The organism is Roseovarius aquimarinus, assembly GCF_043661195.1.
In the GTDB taxonomy this organism is placed as follows: domain Bacteria; phylum Pseudomonadota; class Alphaproteobacteria; order Rhodobacterales; family Rhodobacteraceae; genus Roseovarius; species Roseovarius aquimarinus.
On sequence record NZ_JBIHMM010000003.1, the window covers coordinates 137563 to 152727 of the forward strand.

Below are 15165 nucleotides of genomic sequence, written 5' to 3' on the forward strand. Positions count from 1 at the left end.
CCTTGCCTTAATCGATCATCGCGAAAAGGTTTTCGATGTCGATCGATGTCTTTTGTTCTGCGGTCTGACGACGGAATGTGGCTGCGTGCAAACCATGCTCCGCCTGGATCGTGCGGCCCAGTGCCGTCAGCTCCGGCGTTTTTCCGGCCAGTGTCACGATGTCCCACTGCGCAAGACGGTCGAGCCACTGCTTGTCCAAGGGCTGGCCCGAGCACAAACTCAAGAAGGCCTCGAGCTCGGCCGGACGCAGGTCCGGATGAGTGCGGTGGAAATATGCGGCCAGCTTCGCCATGCGCTCGGTGATCGCATCGCGCTCTTGCATCTGAAGGGTCAGCAGCAGCACCAGGTTGTTCGCCAGGCTCTGCATTCCCTGAACCTGCCGAGGCTCCATGATGCGCGGCGTGTAATCGGCAGTACAAAGGGTTCCGAGAACCAGACCATCCTGAGTGACGAGCGGGTAGGCCCCCCAGAAAACCCAATTCGGCGGCGCCGTGACCAACCGGTTGGTCTTCAATTTCGGGTGTTCGCGCAGATCCGGCACGATCATCGGCTGCGTCGAGCCGAGCGCATATTGGCACAGGGTCAAAGGCCGAGCCAATTCCGTGACATCGAATTGTCCGTCGAAATCCTTGGCGAGGAAAAACTGGCGATCTTCGTCGAGGAGGCCGGTATAGGCGACAGGACAGGCCGTGATCAGCCGCGCCATATCGACGTAAATCTGGTAGCGATCCTCCTGCCGAACGTCCATGACGCCGGAGCGATGCACCCGCTGCGTTCGGGCGGCTTCATTTGCCGGGAGGGGGGCAGCTTCGAAATCAGGGGGCGGCAGCGTCTCATCGCCTCGCATCGACATAATGGCTTCCTAAGTTTTGGGGACTATCAGAAGGCCATTAGAGGGATTGTTCGATCGCAACCAGTGAATGAAACGAATAAAATGTCTATCTTAAGTAGATTTTATTCATCGTTAGGTGAAGTTCAGGAATACGCTGGGTTTTGTTCAGAAAACCTGAAAAATCATATGACGATCATGTCATAAAATTTCCTAAGAATTTGACCACTGAGATTGAGAGCAACCATTTTTAATTGATAACATTCAGCGTTTGAAGTGCTTGGGTTGCATTCGGAAAACGCCGACCCACCGCTCACCGGAAATACTGCACCAAGCCGTCTCTCGAACGCTTTCGCTGACAACCTACAGGTGCAGATTTAGCATTCGATCTCGAATCGCGACAAAATGCACGCCTAAGTTCCGGCAGTTCACCCGAGGCCGAGTTTGTCCGCCATGAAAGCCAGCGCGACTTCGAGCCCGTCGGGCGCGATGCCGTGGCCCGTGCCCTTCATCACATGCGCATAGACGTCCTTCCAGCCCGCCGATTGCAGCGCCTCGGCGGCTTCGGGCAGGGATTGCGGCGTCACCACCTCGTCGGCATCACCATGCACCAGAAGAACGGGCGGACGGCTGACCACCTCGTCAGCCAGAAGCTCGGGGCGCAGCAGACGGCCCGAGAAGGCGACGATGCCCGCGACCTCATCCTCGCGCCGGGGCGCGACATGGAGGGCCATCATCGTGCCTTGGGAGAAGCCGAAGAGCACGACCTGCTCAGGCAGCACGTCCTCGTCCACCATCAATGCGTCGAGAAAGGCGTTGAGATCGTCCGCAGCCGCCAAGAGACCGCGCTCGGCCTCTTCCTCGCTCGAGCCGTCGATCCAGGGGATGGGAAACCACTGAAACCCGTTCGGCATGCCGGGGACGTTCTCGGGCGCGTCCGGCGCGACGAAAAGCGTGTCGGGCAGATGCTCACCCAAGGGATCGGCAAGGCCCAGAAGATCGGGGCCATTGGCGCCATAGCCGTGCAGAAAGACGACGATGGACCTCGTCTCGCCCGAAATCGGCTCGCGCCGGCCTGCGTTCAGAACACGCGTCATCTGATGCCTTCCCTTTGTTTCACCACCCGGTAGTAGGCCCAAAGCAGGCGCGCGGCAACCGACCTGTAGGGACTCCAATCCGCGGCCATGGCGCGCATGGCCCGCTCGTTCGGACGCTCGGGCAAATCGTAGAGAACGCGCGCGGCCTCCTGAAGCGCGAGATCGCCATGGGCGAAGACATCGGCCCGCCCGAGGCTGAACATCGCATAGATCTCGGCAGTCCAGGTGCCGATGCCCGGCACGGCGGTCAGCGTCTCGAGCACCTCGGCATCGGGCGCGGCGCGCAGCGCGCGGTAGTCGATATCGGCCCGCGCCAACTCCTGCGCATAGCGGATCTTCTGACGGCTGAGACCCGCCGCGCGCAGACCGTCCTCACCCGCGATCAGGATCGGCGCAGGCGCGGTGAGGCCCGCCTCCTCCATCCGCGCCCAGATCGCGCGGGCCGAGGCGACGCTGACCTGTTGGCTGACGATGGCGCTCAGAAGCTCGGCAAATCCGTCCGGCTTGCGGCGCAGCGGCAACGCCCCGGTCTCGGCATAGGCCAGCGCCATGCGCGGACAGAGCGCGCAGAGCGCCTCAGCGTCCGCCGCGACATCGGCGTCCGTCTCGATGATCCTGAGGCTCATGCGGCGTCCACCCACGCCAGCGCCGCCGCGACGGTCTGGGCCATCGGCGCATCGGGCGGCGCGGGCCGCGCGATCATCGCGACACGCAGGCCCAGCGTCCGTGCCGCGATCAGCTTGGTCTCGGCACGCGCGCTCCCCGCGTTGCGCAGCACCAGCCAGTCGATGCCGAGCTCGCGGAATAGCGCGATTTCCTCTTCGACCGAAAAGGGCGGCCGCTGGATGAGCCAGTCGCCGTTCGGCAGGGGAAAGGGAACGCCCGGATCGCCGATTTGCCGGCAAAGAATGCGGCAGCGCTCCAGCCTGGCATAGGCCGCCAGCCCCTCGCGCCCCGACGCGACCAGAACCGTGCTGCCGGGCGCAATCAGCCGGGCCGCCTCGGCATCGCTTGCGACACGGTGCCAGTCATCGCCGGGCCCGGCCCGCCATTCGGGACGGCGCAGCAGAAGATAGGGCAGGCCCCGCGCGGCGCAGTGCCGCGCGGCAAGATGCGAGCCTTCGACATCGAAAGGATGGCTCGCATCAAGCACCATGCGGGGAGCCGCCACCTCAAGACACCGTCCCAGAGGACCTCCCTGAGCGGAGCCTCGCCACTCCCGCGTGATCCGCGCGCCTTCGGGCAGCCAGACGGTGAAATCCCTGCCCCGCGCGGCCAGCCCTTCCGCCAGTTCCCGCGCCTCGCCCGTGCCGGCCATCAGCAACAGGGTCATGGACGCGGCTCGCGAGGAAGAAAGAGCGACATGGCATTCATGAACCCGACCTTATCGGCGGCGCAACACCGCGCCAATCGGCAAAAAGCGGCAAGGCGCCGCAGGACGCACCGTTGCAACCGGCAACCTCCACGCCCACATCATCCGTGAATGGGAGAGAGAAAAGGGAAAGCCGATGAAATGTCCGATTGATGGAACGAATCTCGTGATGACCGACCGCTCCGGCGTCGAGATCGATTACTGCCCCGAATGCCGCGGCGTCTGGCTCGACCGGGGAGAGCTGGACAAGATCATCGAGCGCTCGGACGTGGCGCCGCCTCCGCCGCCGCCAGTGGATCGCGGCCGCGATGACTACAGGGACGAGCGCCGCCGCGACGACCGGTATGACGATCGATACGACGATCGCTCCTACAAGAAGAAAAAGCGCAGCAGCATCCTGAGCGAGCTGTTCGACTTCTGATCTCCGACAAGAAAAAGAGCGGGCGTGATGCCCGCTCTTTCCCTGTTCGGCGTCGGCGTCCGTCAAACATGCGCCTTGTTGCCGCGCGGCCCTGCGATTAGCCAGATGATGAAGCCGATGATCGGCAAGATCAGGATGAGCAAGGTCCAAAGGACCTTCTTGCCCGTCGAGGCCGCCGAGGTCAGAACCTGAAAGATCGCGTAGATATCGGCGATCAGGACGACCAGTCCGAAAAGACCATATTCCATGTCGCATCTCCTTTCATTCGATTGAAGATGTAACGACCTTGTGAGCGCTCCGGTTCCTTTTCCCTTATTTCTTGCGCCGTTTCACGTTCCCGCCGCGCTGCCCCGGACGGCCCGCGGTCGAGCGGCCCCGGGACGCGGAGCCGGCGGCGACAGCCTCTTCCACGGCCGACTGCCGGGCGAGCGGATCGTCGGAGATGGCGAGATCCACGGCCTCGAGCCGCTTGACCTCGTCGCGCAGGCGCGCGGCCTCCTCGAATTCGAGATTCTCGGCGGCCTTGCGCATCTCGACCCGGAGCGCATCGAGATGCGCCTGAAGATTGCCGCCATGCATGGGCTTGTCGACCTTGGCGGTGACACGCGCCATGTCCACATCGCCCTTGTAGAGACCGGCGAGGATATCCTCCACATTCTTGCGCACCGTGGCGGGCGTGATGCCGTGCTCCTCGTTATAGGCGATCTGCTTGGCGCGGCGGCGGTCCGTCTCGCCCATCGCGCGCTCCATCGAACCGGTGATGCGGTCGGCATACATGATGACCCGCCCGTCGGCATTGCGGGCGGCGCGGCCGATCGTCTGGATGAGCGACGTCTCCGAGCGCAGAAAGCCTTCCTTGTCCGCATCGAGGATCGCCACAAGCCCGCATTCGGGAATATCGAGGCCTTCGCGCAGTAGGTTGATGCCGATCAGCACGTCGAAGGCGCCGAGGCGCAAATCGCGCAGGATCTCGATCCTCTCGATCGTGTCGATATCGGAATGCATGTAGCGCACCTTGATGCCCTGCTCATGCATGTATTCGGTCAGATCCTCGGCCATCCGCTTGGTCAGCGTCGTGACCAGCGTGCGGTAGCCTGCTTGGCTGACACGCCGCACCTCATCCAGAAGATCGTCCACCTGCGTTTCCACGGGACGGATCTCGATCATCGGATCGAGCAGGCCCGTCGGGCGGATCACCTGCTCGGTGAAAACGCCGCCCGATTGCTCGATCTCCCATTTCGCGGGGGTGGCCGACACGAAGACGGACTGCGGCCGCATCGCATCCCATTCCTCGAACTTGAGGGGACGGTTGTCCATGCAGGAAGGCAGGCGAAAGCCGTGCTCGGCCAGCGTGAACTTGCGCCGATAGTCGCCCTTGTACATCGCCCCGATCTGCGGAACCGAGACGTGGCTTTCGTCCGCGAAGACGATGGCATTGTCCGGAATGAACTCGAAGAGCGTGGGCGGCGGCTCGCCCGGCGCGCGGCCCGTCAGGTAGCGCGAGTAGTTCTCGATGCCGTTGCAGACGCCCGTGGCCTCCAGCATCTCCAGATCGAAATTCGTGCGCTGCTCCAGCCGCTGCGCTTCGAGCAGCTTGCCCTCGCCGACAAGCTGGTCGAGCCGGATGCGAAGCTCCTTCTTGATGCCCAATATGGCTTGCTGCATCGTCGGTTTGGGCGTCACGTAGTGGCTGTTCGCATAGACGCGGATCTGATCGAAACTGCCGGTCTTCTCGCCGGTCAGCGGATCGAACTCGGTGATCGCCTCGAGCTCGTTCCCGAAGAAGCTGAGCCGCCAGGCGCGGTCTTCGAGGTGGGCCGGGAAGATCTCGAGGCTGTCGCCCCGCACGCGGAAGCTGCCCCGCTGGAACGCGGCATCGTTGCGCTTGTATTGCTGGGCGACCAGATCGGCCATCACCTGCCGCTGGTCGTAATCCGTGCCGACCTTCAGATCCTGCGTCATCGCGCCATAGGTCTCGACCGAGCCGATACCGTAGATGCACGACACCGAGGCGACGATGATCACATCGTCCCGCTCCAGAAGCGCCCGCGTCGCCGAGTGGCGCATGCGGTCGATCTGCTCGTTGATCTGGCTTTCCTTCTCGATGAAGGTATCGCTGCGCGGAACGTAGGCCTCGGGCTGATAGTAGTCGTAATAACTGACGAAATACTCGACCGCGTTGTTCGGAAAGAAGCCCTTGAACTCGCCGTAGAGCTGCGCCGCGAGCGTCTTGTTCGGGGCGAGGATTATGGCAGGGCGCTGGGTCTTCTCGATCACCATCGCCATCGTGTAGGTCTTGCCCGTGCCCGTCGCGCCCAGAAGCACCTGGTCGCGCTCGCCATCGACGATCGACTGGCTGAGCTCGGCGATCGCCGTCGGCTGATCGCCCGCGGGCTCGAATTCGCTGACCATCTCGAAGCGCTTGCCTCCTTCCAGCTTGGGCCGCGCGCGCACGTCGGGCGCGGGATTGGCCAGAACGGGGGGCTGACTGTCGGAATGGGCATAGGGCATGGGGCGATCCTTCGGCGGGCGTGGCTCACACTTGATGCTTTTTGCGCGCCGTTCAACCCGGCGGCCCTCTCCGCGCCGCACCGAAAGCGGTTTATCTGAGCCGCGATGCGCCATATAGAGAAGCTGTCCATACCTGACCCAAGCCCGGATAGACCGACAGATGCAGCTCGTCCTTCACGCAGGCGCCCACATCACCGACGAGGACCGCCTGCTGAAATGCCTCACCGCAAATCAGCAGATGCTGTCCGAGCGCGGCACCGAGGTGCCCTTTCCCAAGGACTACCGCCGCCTTCTGCGTGACATCCTGCACGCGGCCTCGAACGGTCTTGCCCCCGATACGCGCGAGGTCCTGATGGATGCGCTCGGCTATGACGCGGCGCCCGAGCGGCTGGTCCTGTCGAACCCCGGCTTCTTCGGAACGCCCAAGATGGCCGCCTCCGGCGGGGAATTTTACACCTCCGCCGCCGGACGCACGCAGATCTTCCGCGAGATCTTCGCCCGCGACGAGATCGAGATGTTCTTCGCCATCTGCAATCCGGCCACCTTCCTGCCCGCCATCATGGCGCAGACGAAATTCGACAGCCTGCCCGCCTATCTGGGCGGCACCGACCCGCGCGAGATGCGCTGGTCGGCGATGATCGAGCGCGTCCGCGCCGCGATCCCCGATATCCCGATCACCGTCTGGTGCAACGAGGACACGCCCCTCATCTGGGGCCAGATCCTGCGCGAGATGGCCGGGCTCGAGCCGGGCGTGCCCCTGACCGGCGAGCATGCGCTCCTGCGCGAGATCATGACGCCCGCCGGAATGACGCGGTTCGAATCCTATCTCGAGCAGCATCCCGGCATGACCGAAATGCAGAAACGCCGGGTCATTTCGGCCTTTCTCGACAAGTTCGCCAATGACGAGGCGATCGAGGAAGAGCTGGACCTGCCCGGCTGGACCGAAGAGATGGTCGACGAATTGAGCGATCTCTACGACGAGGACGTCTTCCGCATCGGCCGCATGCCCGGCATCACGCTCCTGAGCCCCTGACCCCGCTTGCCAAGCCCGCACCCCCCTGCTAAACGCCTCTCCGGCGCCCCTATAGCTCAGCTGGTAGAGCAACTGATTTGTAATCAGTAGGTCCGCGGTTCGAGTCCGTGTGGGGGCACCAGTTTCAATCAGCACCACTCTTCAATCTTGCGCGAATCCGCGCCGCCCGGCGCAGGCTCGTGGCGAGTGCGCCGAGCGCGACGAGCCAGAGCGCGGTGGTGAGCGCCGTGCCGGGCGGCACGATCGCGGTCTCGAAAAGCGCGAGGATCGCGGCGGCGGTCACGAGGGCCATGCGGTGCGGCTTGGCCATCGGGCCGCTGAAATCGGGCGCGAGGCCGATGGAGGCGCCGAGCTCGCGGGTATATGCGGTCAGGACGGCCATGCAGGCGGCGGCCATTCCGAGCGCGGGCTCACCCACGCCCAGACCGAGGCCGAAGAGGATCAGAATGTCTGACACGCGGTCCGGGAACTCGTTCCAGAGCGGCCCATCCGGACCGGCGCGCCCTGCCTCGACGGCGACCATCCCGTCGAAGAGGTTGCAGAGCAGCCGTAGCTGGCACCCGAGCGCGCCGAGGATCAGGAGCGCCGCCGCCCCCGGCCCCGTAGGCACGAAGGCGAGGCCCCAGAAGGCGAGGCCCGCAAGCGCGGCAAAGACCATGCTGGCCTGCGAAATGCCGTTCGGCGTCGCGCCGCGCGCGGCCAGCAAGCGTGTGAGGCGCGCGGCCCATTTCGTGTCCCGGCTGCTGAGCGGGCGGCGGCTTTGGGGATCAGGCATCTCGGCTCCTTTCGGTGCGGCGCTGGCGCAGAATGTTGTAGGCAAAGATGTAGCTGAACGACACCGCCAGCGGCACGGCGACCGTCGCCCAGAGCTCGGGCGTGCCGGCGATCCCATGCGCCGTGATGAGCAGCAGCGCCGAGCATCCTCCGGCGATCAGCGGCGGCGCGAGATAGGCCAGCGGCCCGCGCATGCGCGGGCGCAGCCAATCGACCGACCGCTTGAGGCCGAGGGTGAGCGCGCCCGAAAGGCTGCCCTGCACCAGCCCCGCTAAGAGCGCCGCCCCTGTGCCATGCACCGCATTCGCCCAGACCGCCCAGCCGCCCATCGCGAGGAACCCGATGGCCACATGCACGGGCGTTCTGGCGGCGAGGCGCTCCAAGCTCAATGCGCGTCCCACCAGAAGCGGACGACGTGAAAGAAGATCGGCGCCGAGAAGATCACCGAGTCGAGCCGGTCGATGAAGCCGCCATGCCCGGCGATGAGATGGCCCCAATCCTTGACCCCCCGGTCGCGCTTGATCGCCGACATCACGAGACCGCCGAAAAAGCCCATGAGCGTGATGAGGAGCGAGATGGCGAACGCCTGCATGGGCGTGAACGGAGTGATCCAGAAGAGCGCGGCGCCGAGACAGCTCGCGCTCAGAACGCCGCCCACCAGCCCTTCGAGCGTCTTGGAGGGCGAGAGGCGCGGCGCGATCTTGCGCCGCCCCAGAAGCTTGCCCCAGACATATTGCATGACGTCGCTGAACTGCACGACGACGATCAGGAAGAAGATGAGGAAGAGGCCGCGCCCTTCGTGGCCCGGAATGTCGAGGCTGAGCATGGCGGGCACGTGGCTCACGCAAAAGACCGAGATCATCAGCGCCCATTGCGCCTCGGACACGCGCACCAGAAAGCCCTCGGTGCGGCCGCGCAGGGCCGAGAGGATGGGCATGAAGAGGAAGGCGTAGACCGGGATGAAGATCGAATAGAACCCGTACCAGCCCTGCCCGACCGAAACATATTGCAGCGGCAGCACGATGAAGACGGCGGCGGCAAGCGCCCAATGATCCGCGGCCTTGGTGTTGGTCAGCGTGAGGAACTCGCGCAGCGCCGCGAAGGAGCAGATCGCGAAGAGCACGACGACCCCCGCCGTGCCCAGCGTGAAAGCGAGCGCGATCACCGCCGACATGACCCACCACGCAGCGATGCGCGCGTTGAGGTTTTGCACCGTCAGATCGTCCGGCCCGGCCCTGCGCCTCAGAAGCTGCCCCGCGACGGTCGCCACCGCCAGCACGGCCAGCACGCAGGCGGCGAGGATCGCGAAATGAGCGTCCATCAGGCCCCTCCCTCGGGCGCGAGATCGCGCAGCGCGCGCTCGGCCCGGCCGAGGAACGCGGCCTTGTCCTCGCCCTCCCCCACGCGCAGCGGCGCTCCGAACGTCACGGTGCAGATCAGCGGGATCGGCACCAGTGCGCCTTTCGGCATGACACGGTTGAGATTGGCGATCCAGACCGGCACCAGATCGATATCGGGATGCGCGGCGGCAAGGTGATAAAGGCCCGACTTGAACGGCAGGAGCGTCTCGTCGCCCGTGTTGCGCGTGCCTTCGGGAAAGAGGATCAGGCTGTCGCCCTTCTCGAGCGCCGCGCCCATCTGCGCGACGGGATCGCCCTGCCGGGTGTCAGGGTTTCGGTCGATCAGCACGGCGCGGAAAACCTCGCGCCCGATGAAGCTGCGCAGGCGCGAGGCCAGCCAGTAATCCGAGCCTGCGACGGGCCGCGTGCGCGCCCGAAGGCTGCGCGGCAGAACCGTCCAGATCAGGACGAAATCGCCGTGGCTCGCATGGTTGGCGAAATAGATGCGCTGCGTCGGTTCCGGCTCGATCCCGTCCCAGATGCCTCGCACGGCGGTCACCAGCCGCGCGAACCCGACGATGAGCGCGGCCGACGCCTGGGCGGCGACCTGCAAGGCGCGCCCGTCCATCAGGCGCCCGCCACCGAGGCGTTCACCCAGCGCCCTCCAGCGCCCGCTCATACTCCTGACCCGGAATCGCATCGAGCAGGGATTGCGTATAGTCGGTGTCGGGATTGTGCAGCACCTTGCCCGCCGGCCCCGCCTCCACGATGCGGCCCTTCTGCATCACGATGATCCTGTCGCAGATGCGCGCGGCGACGCGCAGATCGTGGGTGATGAAGAGCATCGACAGGTGCAGCCGCGTCTTGAGGTCGGCCAGCAGATCCAGGACCTGCGCCTGGATCGACACATCGAGTGCCGAGACCGCCTCGTCCGCGATGATGATCTTCGGATCGAGCGCGAGCGCGCGGGCGATGCCGATGCGCTGACGCTGCCCGCCCGAGAATTCATGCGGGAACCGGTTCATCGCCGAGCCGTCGAGACCGACAAGCTCCAGAAGCTCGCGCGCGCGGTCCATCGCCTGCGCCTTGGGTGTGCCGTAGGCGATGAGCCCTTCAGTCAGGATGCGGCTGACCCGTGCGCGCGGATTGAGCGACGAGAAAGGATCCTGAAAGATCATCTGGAGCTTGCGGCGCTGGTCGCGCAGATCGGCGCCCGACATATGCGCGATGTCGGCGCCCTCGACCATCACGCGGCCGCTGTCGGGGGTCAGAAGGCGCACGAGGCAGCGACCGACCGTTGACTTGCCCGAGCCGGATTCGCCCACGATCCCGATCGTCTCGCCCGCGTAGAGTTCGAAATTCACGTCCTGCACGGCCTTCACCACGCGCCGCTTGCCGAAAAGCTTGCCCGAGCCGGTCGAGAAGGTCTTGTTCAGCCCCTCGACCGAGAGGATCGGCTCGGTCGTGTACTCGTCGGCCTCGGCGCGCTGCGTGAGGCGCGGGATCGCGTCGATCAGCGCACGCGTATAGGGATGCTGCGGCTTGAGCAGAACCTCGTTCGCCGGGCCCGCCTCGACGATCCTGCCGGTCTGCATGACGATCACGCGGTCCGCGATATCGGCCACCACGCCGAAATCATGGGTGATGAAGATCACGGCCATGCCGCGTGATTTGCGCAAGTCCTCGATCAGTTTCAGGATCTGCGCCTGCGTGGTCACGTCGAGCGCGGTCGTCGGCTCGTCGGCGATCAGGATGTCCGGCTCGAGCGCGAGCGCCATCGCGATCATCACGCGCTGGCGCTGCCCGCCCGAGAGCTGAAAGGGATAGGCGCGGATCGCCGCTTCGGGGTCGGGGATACCCACCTCGTCCAGCAACTTGAGGGCGCGCGCCTGACGCTCGGCGGGCCTCAGCGCACCATGCGCCTCGAAGACCTCGGCGATCTGCGCGCCGACCCGCATCAGCGGATTGAGCGCGCTCAGCGGCTCCTGAAAGATCATCGAGATGCGGCTGCCGCGCAGCTTCAGCATCTCCTTCTCGCTCAGATCCAGAATCTCGCGGCCATCGAAGGTGATCGAGCCGCCGGCGGGTTCCACCCCCTGCGGCAGAAGGCCCATCACGGCATTGGCCGACATGGACTTGCCCGAGCCGGATTCGCCCACGATGCAGAGAATTTCGCCCGGCGCGAGGTCGAAATTGATGTCCTGCGCCGCATACATCCGGTCGGCCCCGACGGGCAGCGCGATGGCAAGGTCTCGGATTTGAAGAAGGCTCATTCGGATTTCCTCGTCAAGCGCGGATTGAGCGCGTCGTTCAGGCCCTCGCCGATCAGGTTGAGCGCCAGCACGGTCAGCAGGATCGCCATGCCCGGCAGGAACGAGAGCCACCATGCCGTGCGGATGACGGTGCGCGCGGCCCCGATCATGTAGCCCCAGCTCATGATGTTGGGATCGCCCAGCCCGAGGAACGACAGCGAGCTTTCCAGAAGGATCGCCTGCGCCACCATCAGCGAGGCGAGCACGATGATGGGCGGCAGCGCATTGGGCAGAACATGGCGCAAAATGATCTGCGTGTTGCCGAGGCCCGAAAGCGTCGCCGCCTCGACGAATTCACGCGTCCGGAGCGACAGCACCTCGCCCCGCACGAGGCGGGCGACGGGCGGCCAGCTCACCACTGCGATGGCGATGATGACGAAGGTCAGGCTCGGCTGGAAGATGGCCAGAAGGACGATGGCGAGCGCGAAGCTGGGGATCGTCTGGAAGAACTCGGTGAAGCGCATCAGCGCATCGTCGGCCCGTCCGGCGAAATAACCCGCCAGCGCACCGACCGGCACGCCGATCGCAAGCGCCACGATGGTCGACACGAGGCCGACCAGCAGGCTCACATAGGCGCCGTGAAAGAGGCCCGACAGAACGTCGCGGCCGAGCGCATCCGTGCCGAGCGGCAAGCCGTCCTGCGAGAAGGGCGGCAGGAAGGGCCGCTGCACCATCTTCCACGGACTTTGCGGAAAGATGACCGGCGCGAGGATGGCCGCGAGCACGACGAGCGTGAGGATGAACAGGCCGATCACGGCCCCGCGGTTATAGCAAAAGCGTGTCCAGAATTGTCTCATGATGTCAGCCTGATCCGCGGGTCGATGATGACGTAGACGACATCGGTGATGAGGTTGAACAGCAGCACCATCGCCGCCGAGATGTAGAAGACGCCGAGGATCACGTTGTAATCGCGCTGGCTGATCGCCTCGAACATCAGCCGCCCGATGCCCGGCCATGCGAAGACCGTCTCGGTCAGGATCGCCCCGCCGAAGATCTGCCCCGCCTGCAGGCCGGCGAGCGTGATGACCGGCAAGAGCGCGTTGCGCAGAATGTGACGGCGCTGAATGAGGCCGCGCCGCAGACCCTTGGCGCGCGCGGTCTTGACGAAATCGAGGCGCGAGACCTCGAGCATCGAGGCGCGCGTCATCCGCATGTAGATCGCCATGAAGAAAAGGCCGAGCGTCGAGGCGGGCAGCACGAGATGCTTGGCCACGTCGAGCACATGGGCAAGGCCGGTATAGCCCGCGCCCACGGTCGAATAGCCGAAGCCGGGCAGCCAGCCGAGCCAGACCGAAAAGACGAGCGCGGCCATGAGCGCCACCCAAAAGAGCGGCGTGGCGTAGAAGAGAAGCGCCAGCGTGGAAATGATCGTGTCCCCCCAGCTTCCCTGACGGGCCGAGGCGGCGACACCGGCGATGACGCCGAAGACCAGCGACAGCACGAAGGCGACCCCGGTCAGCAGGAGCGTGGCCGGCAGGCGGTCGGCGATCAGATCGGCGACCGGCATCTGCTGGCGGAAGGAATAGCCCAGATCGAACTGGATCGCGCCCTTCAGATAGATCCAGAGCTGGACATAGAGCGGCTGATCGAGCCCGAAGCGCGCGCGCAGCTGCGCGAGATATTCGGCATCGCCCGCACCGGCCTCGCCCGCCATGACGGCGGCCGGATCGCCGGGGGCTGCATGGATCAGAAAGAAGTTGAAGACGAGGATGGCCAGCAGGATGAACACCGCCTTGACCAGCCTGCCCAGAATGAAACGTGTCACGCTGTCTGCCCTGTTGTCGGTCTTGTTTTATCCGTTGGATGCGGGGCGCCCGAAGGCGCCCCGAACCGTCAGGCCGAAGCACTTATTCCTGCGCGATCCACACATCGCGGAAGCCGTCGTTCACGCCGATGGCGGTGCTGACCGGGTTCTTGATGTTGCAGCGATAGATCGTCGGGAAGCCCAGCTCGAGCAGCCAGATGTTCGGCACATCCGAGACGATCTGGTCCTGGATCTGCTTGTAGGCCGCCGTGCGCGCCTCGGGGTCGGCCATCAGCGCCGCCTCGTTGAACATCTTGTCCGTCTCGGCGTTCTGGTAGTTGGCCACGTTGTTCCAGGGCGAGCCGGGTTCGGCATTGTCGCCCATGTAGGTCCGCGACACGCCCAGCGCGGGATCGCCGTACTGGTAGAGATAGGTGAAGGCCAGATCGAAGTCGCGATCACTGATCTTCTGGTTCCAGCCGGCAACGTCGGCGGGGACCAGCTCGGCGTTCATGCCGATCTCGCTCAGGTTCTGCTTGACCGCTTCGGCCCAGCGCGTCCACGTCTCGCCATAGGGCAGGCCAAGGATGCGGATGGTCTCGCCGTCATAGCTCGACTCTTCGAGCAGTTGCTTGGCCTTCTCGGGGTCATACCCGATATCCGGCGTATCGCCCGCATAGAAGCGCGTCGAGGAGGAGACCGGGCCGGTCGCGACCTTGCCCAGATCGTTCCAGAGCGCGGTCTTGGCGAAGTCGCGGTCCATGGCGTGCATGATCGCCTGGCGCACTTTCACGTCGTCCAGCGGCTTGTTGTTGAGATTGACCCACATCCACGAGAGCGGACCGAAGAATTCCCAGCCCTTGTCGGTGACGCAGGTATTGTCCATCTCGGTGATGCGCGGCACCTCGAAATTCTCGATCGAGCCGCCGGGCAGCACGTCGACCTTGCCGGTCTCGTAGGCCACCGCGCGCGACGCCGCGTCAGGAATGACGTGGTAATAGACCTCATCGACGTAGGGCTTGCCCTCCATGTAGTAGTCCTCGTTCTTGACGAGGTGGATGTAGCTGCCCTTGACCCATTCGTTGAACTTGAAGGGTCCGGTGCCGATGGGCGTGTTGTTCATCTCGTTATTGGCGAAATCCGTGCCTTCGTAGATGTGCTGCGGGATCATCGGGGCCGTGCCCGGCTCGAAGATGCCGATGAAGGGGCCGAAAGGCTCCTTGAGGTTGAAGACGACAGTGTGATCGTCCGGCGTGTCGATGCTCTCGACGCGCTTCATGTACTGGCCCATGCGCGAGTGAACCTGCGCGAGGAAGGTGCCCATCGAGAATTTCACGTCTTCAGAGGTGAAGGGCTCGCCATCATGAAAGACAACGCCCTGGCGCAGCTTGAACGTGTAGGTCAGACCGTCCTCGGAGATCTCCCACGACTCGGCCAGCTGGCCCTCGGGCTGCAATTCGTGATCGTAGCGCAGCAGGCTCTCGTAGATGTCGCCCGCGACCATCTGGGTCGGGCCGTTCTGCACGAGGCCGATCATCAGGCTGGGCGGCTCCGGCTGGATCACCACGTTGAGCGTGCCCCCGGACTGCGGCTCGCCGTCCTGCGCGGCAAGCGGGCCGGCGAGGGCCAGCGCCAGCGCGGCGGCAGCGAATTTGATTGGTTTCAGCATTCTTGTCATCCCCTGTTGTTGGTTGAATCGTTGAGTTTTCCGATCAGCTTACCGAAACGAGGC

The 15165-nt window shown here is 64.7% G+C and carries 16 protein-coding genes and 1 tRNA gene; 3 read left to right on the plus strand and 14 right to left on the minus strand.

The features are described from left to right. Positions 1 to 7: 7 nt before the first annotated feature. The 4 genes from ACGRVM_RS11260 to ACGRVM_RS11275 form a co-directional block, all read right to left on the minus strand. A complete protein-coding gene (locus ACGRVM_RS11260; RefSeq protein WP_377171667.1) occupies positions 8 to 853 on the minus strand; it encodes a GAF domain-containing protein in 846 nt (281 codons plus the stop codon). Between the two features lie 404 nt (positions 854 to 1257). Continuing rightward, entirely contained in the window at positions 1258 to 1926 is a 669-nt protein-coding gene (locus ACGRVM_RS11265) for an alpha/beta hydrolase (protein WP_377171669.1), read from the minus strand. Then, on the minus strand, positions 1923 to 2552 hold the full coding sequence (locus ACGRVM_RS11270) for a DNA-3-methyladenine glycosylase family protein (RefSeq protein ID WP_377171671.1): 630 nt from the start codon (positions 2550 to 2552) through the stop codon (positions 1923 to 1925). Before ACGRVM_RS11270 ends, ACGRVM_RS11265 begins: the two co-directional genes overlap by 4 nt. Then, positions 2549 to 3259, minus strand: a complete 711-nt coding sequence (locus ACGRVM_RS11275; protein WP_377171673.1) for a precorrin-6A/cobalt-precorrin-6A reductase — start codon at positions 3257 to 3259, stop codon at positions 2549 to 2551. The genes ACGRVM_RS11270 and ACGRVM_RS11275 overlap by 4 nt, the downstream gene beginning before the upstream one ends. Before the next feature lie 175 nt (positions 3260 to 3434). On the opposite strand from ACGRVM_RS11275, the gene ACGRVM_RS11280 reads away from it, so the two are divergent. After that, a complete protein-coding gene (locus ACGRVM_RS11280; protein ID WP_377171675.1) occupies positions 3435 to 3719 on the plus strand; it encodes a TFIIB-type zinc ribbon-containing protein in 285 nt (94 codons plus the stop codon). 62 nt (positions 3720 to 3781) lie between these two features. Here ACGRVM_RS11280 and ACGRVM_RS11285 read toward each other — a convergent pair whose 3' ends face one another. Continuing rightward, the gene (locus ACGRVM_RS11285) at positions 3782 to 3967 is read right to left on the minus strand and encodes a PLDc N-terminal domain-containing protein (RefSeq protein ID WP_377171677.1); all 186 of its coding nucleotides are present in this window, start codon (positions 3965 to 3967) and stop codon (positions 3782 to 3784) included. A 64-nt stretch (positions 3968 to 4031) separates the two neighbouring features. After that, positions 4032 to 6230, minus strand: a complete 2199-nt coding sequence (uvrB, locus tag ACGRVM_RS11290; protein WP_377171679.1) for an excinuclease ABC subunit UvrB — start codon at positions 6228 to 6230, stop codon at positions 4032 to 4034. 160 nt (positions 6231 to 6390) lie between these two features. Here uvrB and ACGRVM_RS11295 point away from each other — a divergent pair, with 160 nt between their 5' ends. After that, positions 6391 to 7263 (plus strand): hypothetical protein, encoded by an 873-nt coding sequence (locus ACGRVM_RS11295; RefSeq protein ID WP_377171681.1) that lies wholly within the window; start codon positions 6391 to 6393, stop codon positions 7261 to 7263. 45 nt (positions 7264 to 7308) lie between these two features. Further along, positions 7309 to 7384, plus strand: a tRNA-Thr gene (locus ACGRVM_RS11300). Between the two features lie 3 nt (positions 7385 to 7387). On the opposite strand, the gene ACGRVM_RS11305 is transcribed toward ACGRVM_RS11300, so the two are convergent. From ACGRVM_RS11305 to ACGRVM_RS11340, 8 genes are all read right to left on the minus strand, one after another. After that, entirely contained in the window at positions 7388 to 8038 is a 651-nt protein-coding gene (locus ACGRVM_RS11305; RefSeq protein WP_377171683.1) for a CDP-alcohol phosphatidyltransferase family protein, read from the minus strand. Beyond that, a complete protein-coding gene (locus ACGRVM_RS11310) occupies positions 8031 to 8426 on the minus strand; it encodes a hypothetical protein (RefSeq protein ID WP_377171685.1) in 396 nt (131 codons plus the stop codon). The genes ACGRVM_RS11305 and ACGRVM_RS11310 overlap by 8 nt, the downstream gene beginning before the upstream one ends. Further along, positions 8423 to 9358: a phosphatidate cytidylyltransferase gene (locus tag ACGRVM_RS11315; protein ID WP_377171687.1), complete on the minus strand. Its 936-nt coding sequence runs from the start codon at positions 9356 to 9358 to the stop codon at positions 8423 to 8425. Before ACGRVM_RS11315 ends, ACGRVM_RS11310 begins: the two co-directional genes overlap by 4 nt. After that, positions 9358 to 10005 carry a lysophospholipid acyltransferase family protein gene (locus ACGRVM_RS11320; RefSeq protein ID WP_377172453.1) on the minus strand — a complete coding sequence of 216 codons (648 nt, stop codon included), beginning with the start codon at positions 10003 to 10005 and terminating at the stop codon, positions 9358 to 9360. The genes ACGRVM_RS11315 and ACGRVM_RS11320 overlap by 1 nt, the downstream gene beginning before the upstream one ends. Before the next feature lie 22 nt (positions 10006 to 10027). After that, positions 10028 to 11650, minus strand: a complete 1623-nt coding sequence (locus ACGRVM_RS11325) for an ABC transporter ATP-binding protein (protein WP_377171689.1) — start codon at positions 11648 to 11650, stop codon at positions 10028 to 10030. Then, a complete protein-coding gene (locus ACGRVM_RS11330) occupies positions 11647 to 12486 on the minus strand; it encodes an ABC transporter permease (protein ID WP_377171691.1) in 840 nt (279 codons plus the stop codon). Before ACGRVM_RS11330 ends, ACGRVM_RS11325 begins: the two co-directional genes overlap by 4 nt. Further along, entirely contained in the window at positions 12483 to 13454 is a 972-nt protein-coding gene (locus ACGRVM_RS11335; RefSeq protein WP_377171693.1) for an ABC transporter permease, read from the minus strand. The genes ACGRVM_RS11330 and ACGRVM_RS11335 overlap by 4 nt, the downstream gene beginning before the upstream one ends. A gap of 82 nt (positions 13455 to 13536) precedes the next feature. Next, positions 13537 to 15102 carry an ABC transporter substrate-binding protein gene (locus ACGRVM_RS11340; RefSeq protein ID WP_377171695.1) on the minus strand — a complete coding sequence of 522 codons (1566 nt, stop codon included), beginning with the start codon at positions 15100 to 15102 and terminating at the stop codon, positions 13537 to 13539. Positions 15103 to 15165 lie beyond the last annotated feature (63 nt).

Bases quoted from the DNA above. Each gene is read 5' to 3' on its own strand.
- ACGRVM_RS11315 (WP_377171687.1), bottom strand. From the start codon at position 9,358: ATGGACGCTCATTTCGCGATCCTCGCCGCCTGCGTGCTGGCCGTGCTG.
- ACGRVM_RS11285 (WP_377171677.1), bottom strand. From the start codon at position 3,967: ATGGAATATGGTCTTTTCGGACTGGTCGTCCTGATCGCCGATATCTAC.
- ACGRVM_RS11305 (WP_377171683.1), bottom strand. From the start codon at position 8,038: ATGCCTGATCCCCAAAGCCGCCGCCCGCTCAGCAGCCGGGACACGAAA.
- ACGRVM_RS11265 (WP_377171669.1), bottom strand. From the start codon at position 1,926: ATGACGCGTGTTCTGAACGCAGGCCGGCGCGAGCCGATTTCGGGCGAG.
- ACGRVM_RS11340 (WP_377171695.1), bottom strand. From the start codon at position 15,102: ATGCTGAAACCAATCAAATTCGCTGCCGCCGCGCTGGCGCTGGCCCTC.
- ACGRVM_RS11330 (WP_377171691.1), bottom strand. From the start codon at position 12,486: ATGAGACAATTCTGGACACGCTTTTGCTATAACCGCGGGGCCGTGATC.
- ACGRVM_RS11280 (WP_377171675.1), top strand. From the start codon at position 3,435: ATGAAATGTCCGATTGATGGAACGAATCTCGTGATGACCGACCGCTCC.
- ACGRVM_RS11325 (WP_377171689.1), bottom strand. From the start codon at position 11,650: ATGAGCCTTCTTCAAATCCGAGACCTTGCCATCGCGCTGCCCGTCGGG.
- ACGRVM_RS11260 (WP_377171667.1), bottom strand. From the start codon at position 853: ATGTCGATGCGAGGCGATGAGACGCTGCCGCCCCCTGATTTCGAAGCT.
- uvrB (WP_377171679.1), bottom strand. From the start codon at position 6,230: ATGCCCTATGCCCATTCCGACAGTCAGCCCCCCGTTCTGGCCAATCCC.
- ACGRVM_RS11270 (WP_377171671.1), bottom strand. From the start codon at position 2,552: ATGAGCCTCAGGATCATCGAGACGGACGCCGATGTCGCGGCGGACGCT.
- ACGRVM_RS11320 (WP_377172453.1), bottom strand. From the start codon at position 10,005: ATGGACGGGCGCGCCTTGCAGGTCGCCGCCCAGGCGTCGGCCGCGCTC.
- ACGRVM_RS11295 (WP_377171681.1), top strand. From the start codon at position 6,391: ATGCAGCTCGTCCTTCACGCAGGCGCCCACATCACCGACGAGGACCGC.
- ACGRVM_RS11275 (WP_377171673.1), bottom strand. From the start codon at position 3,259: ATGACCCTGTTGCTGATGGCCGGCACGGGCGAGGCGCGGGAACTGGCG.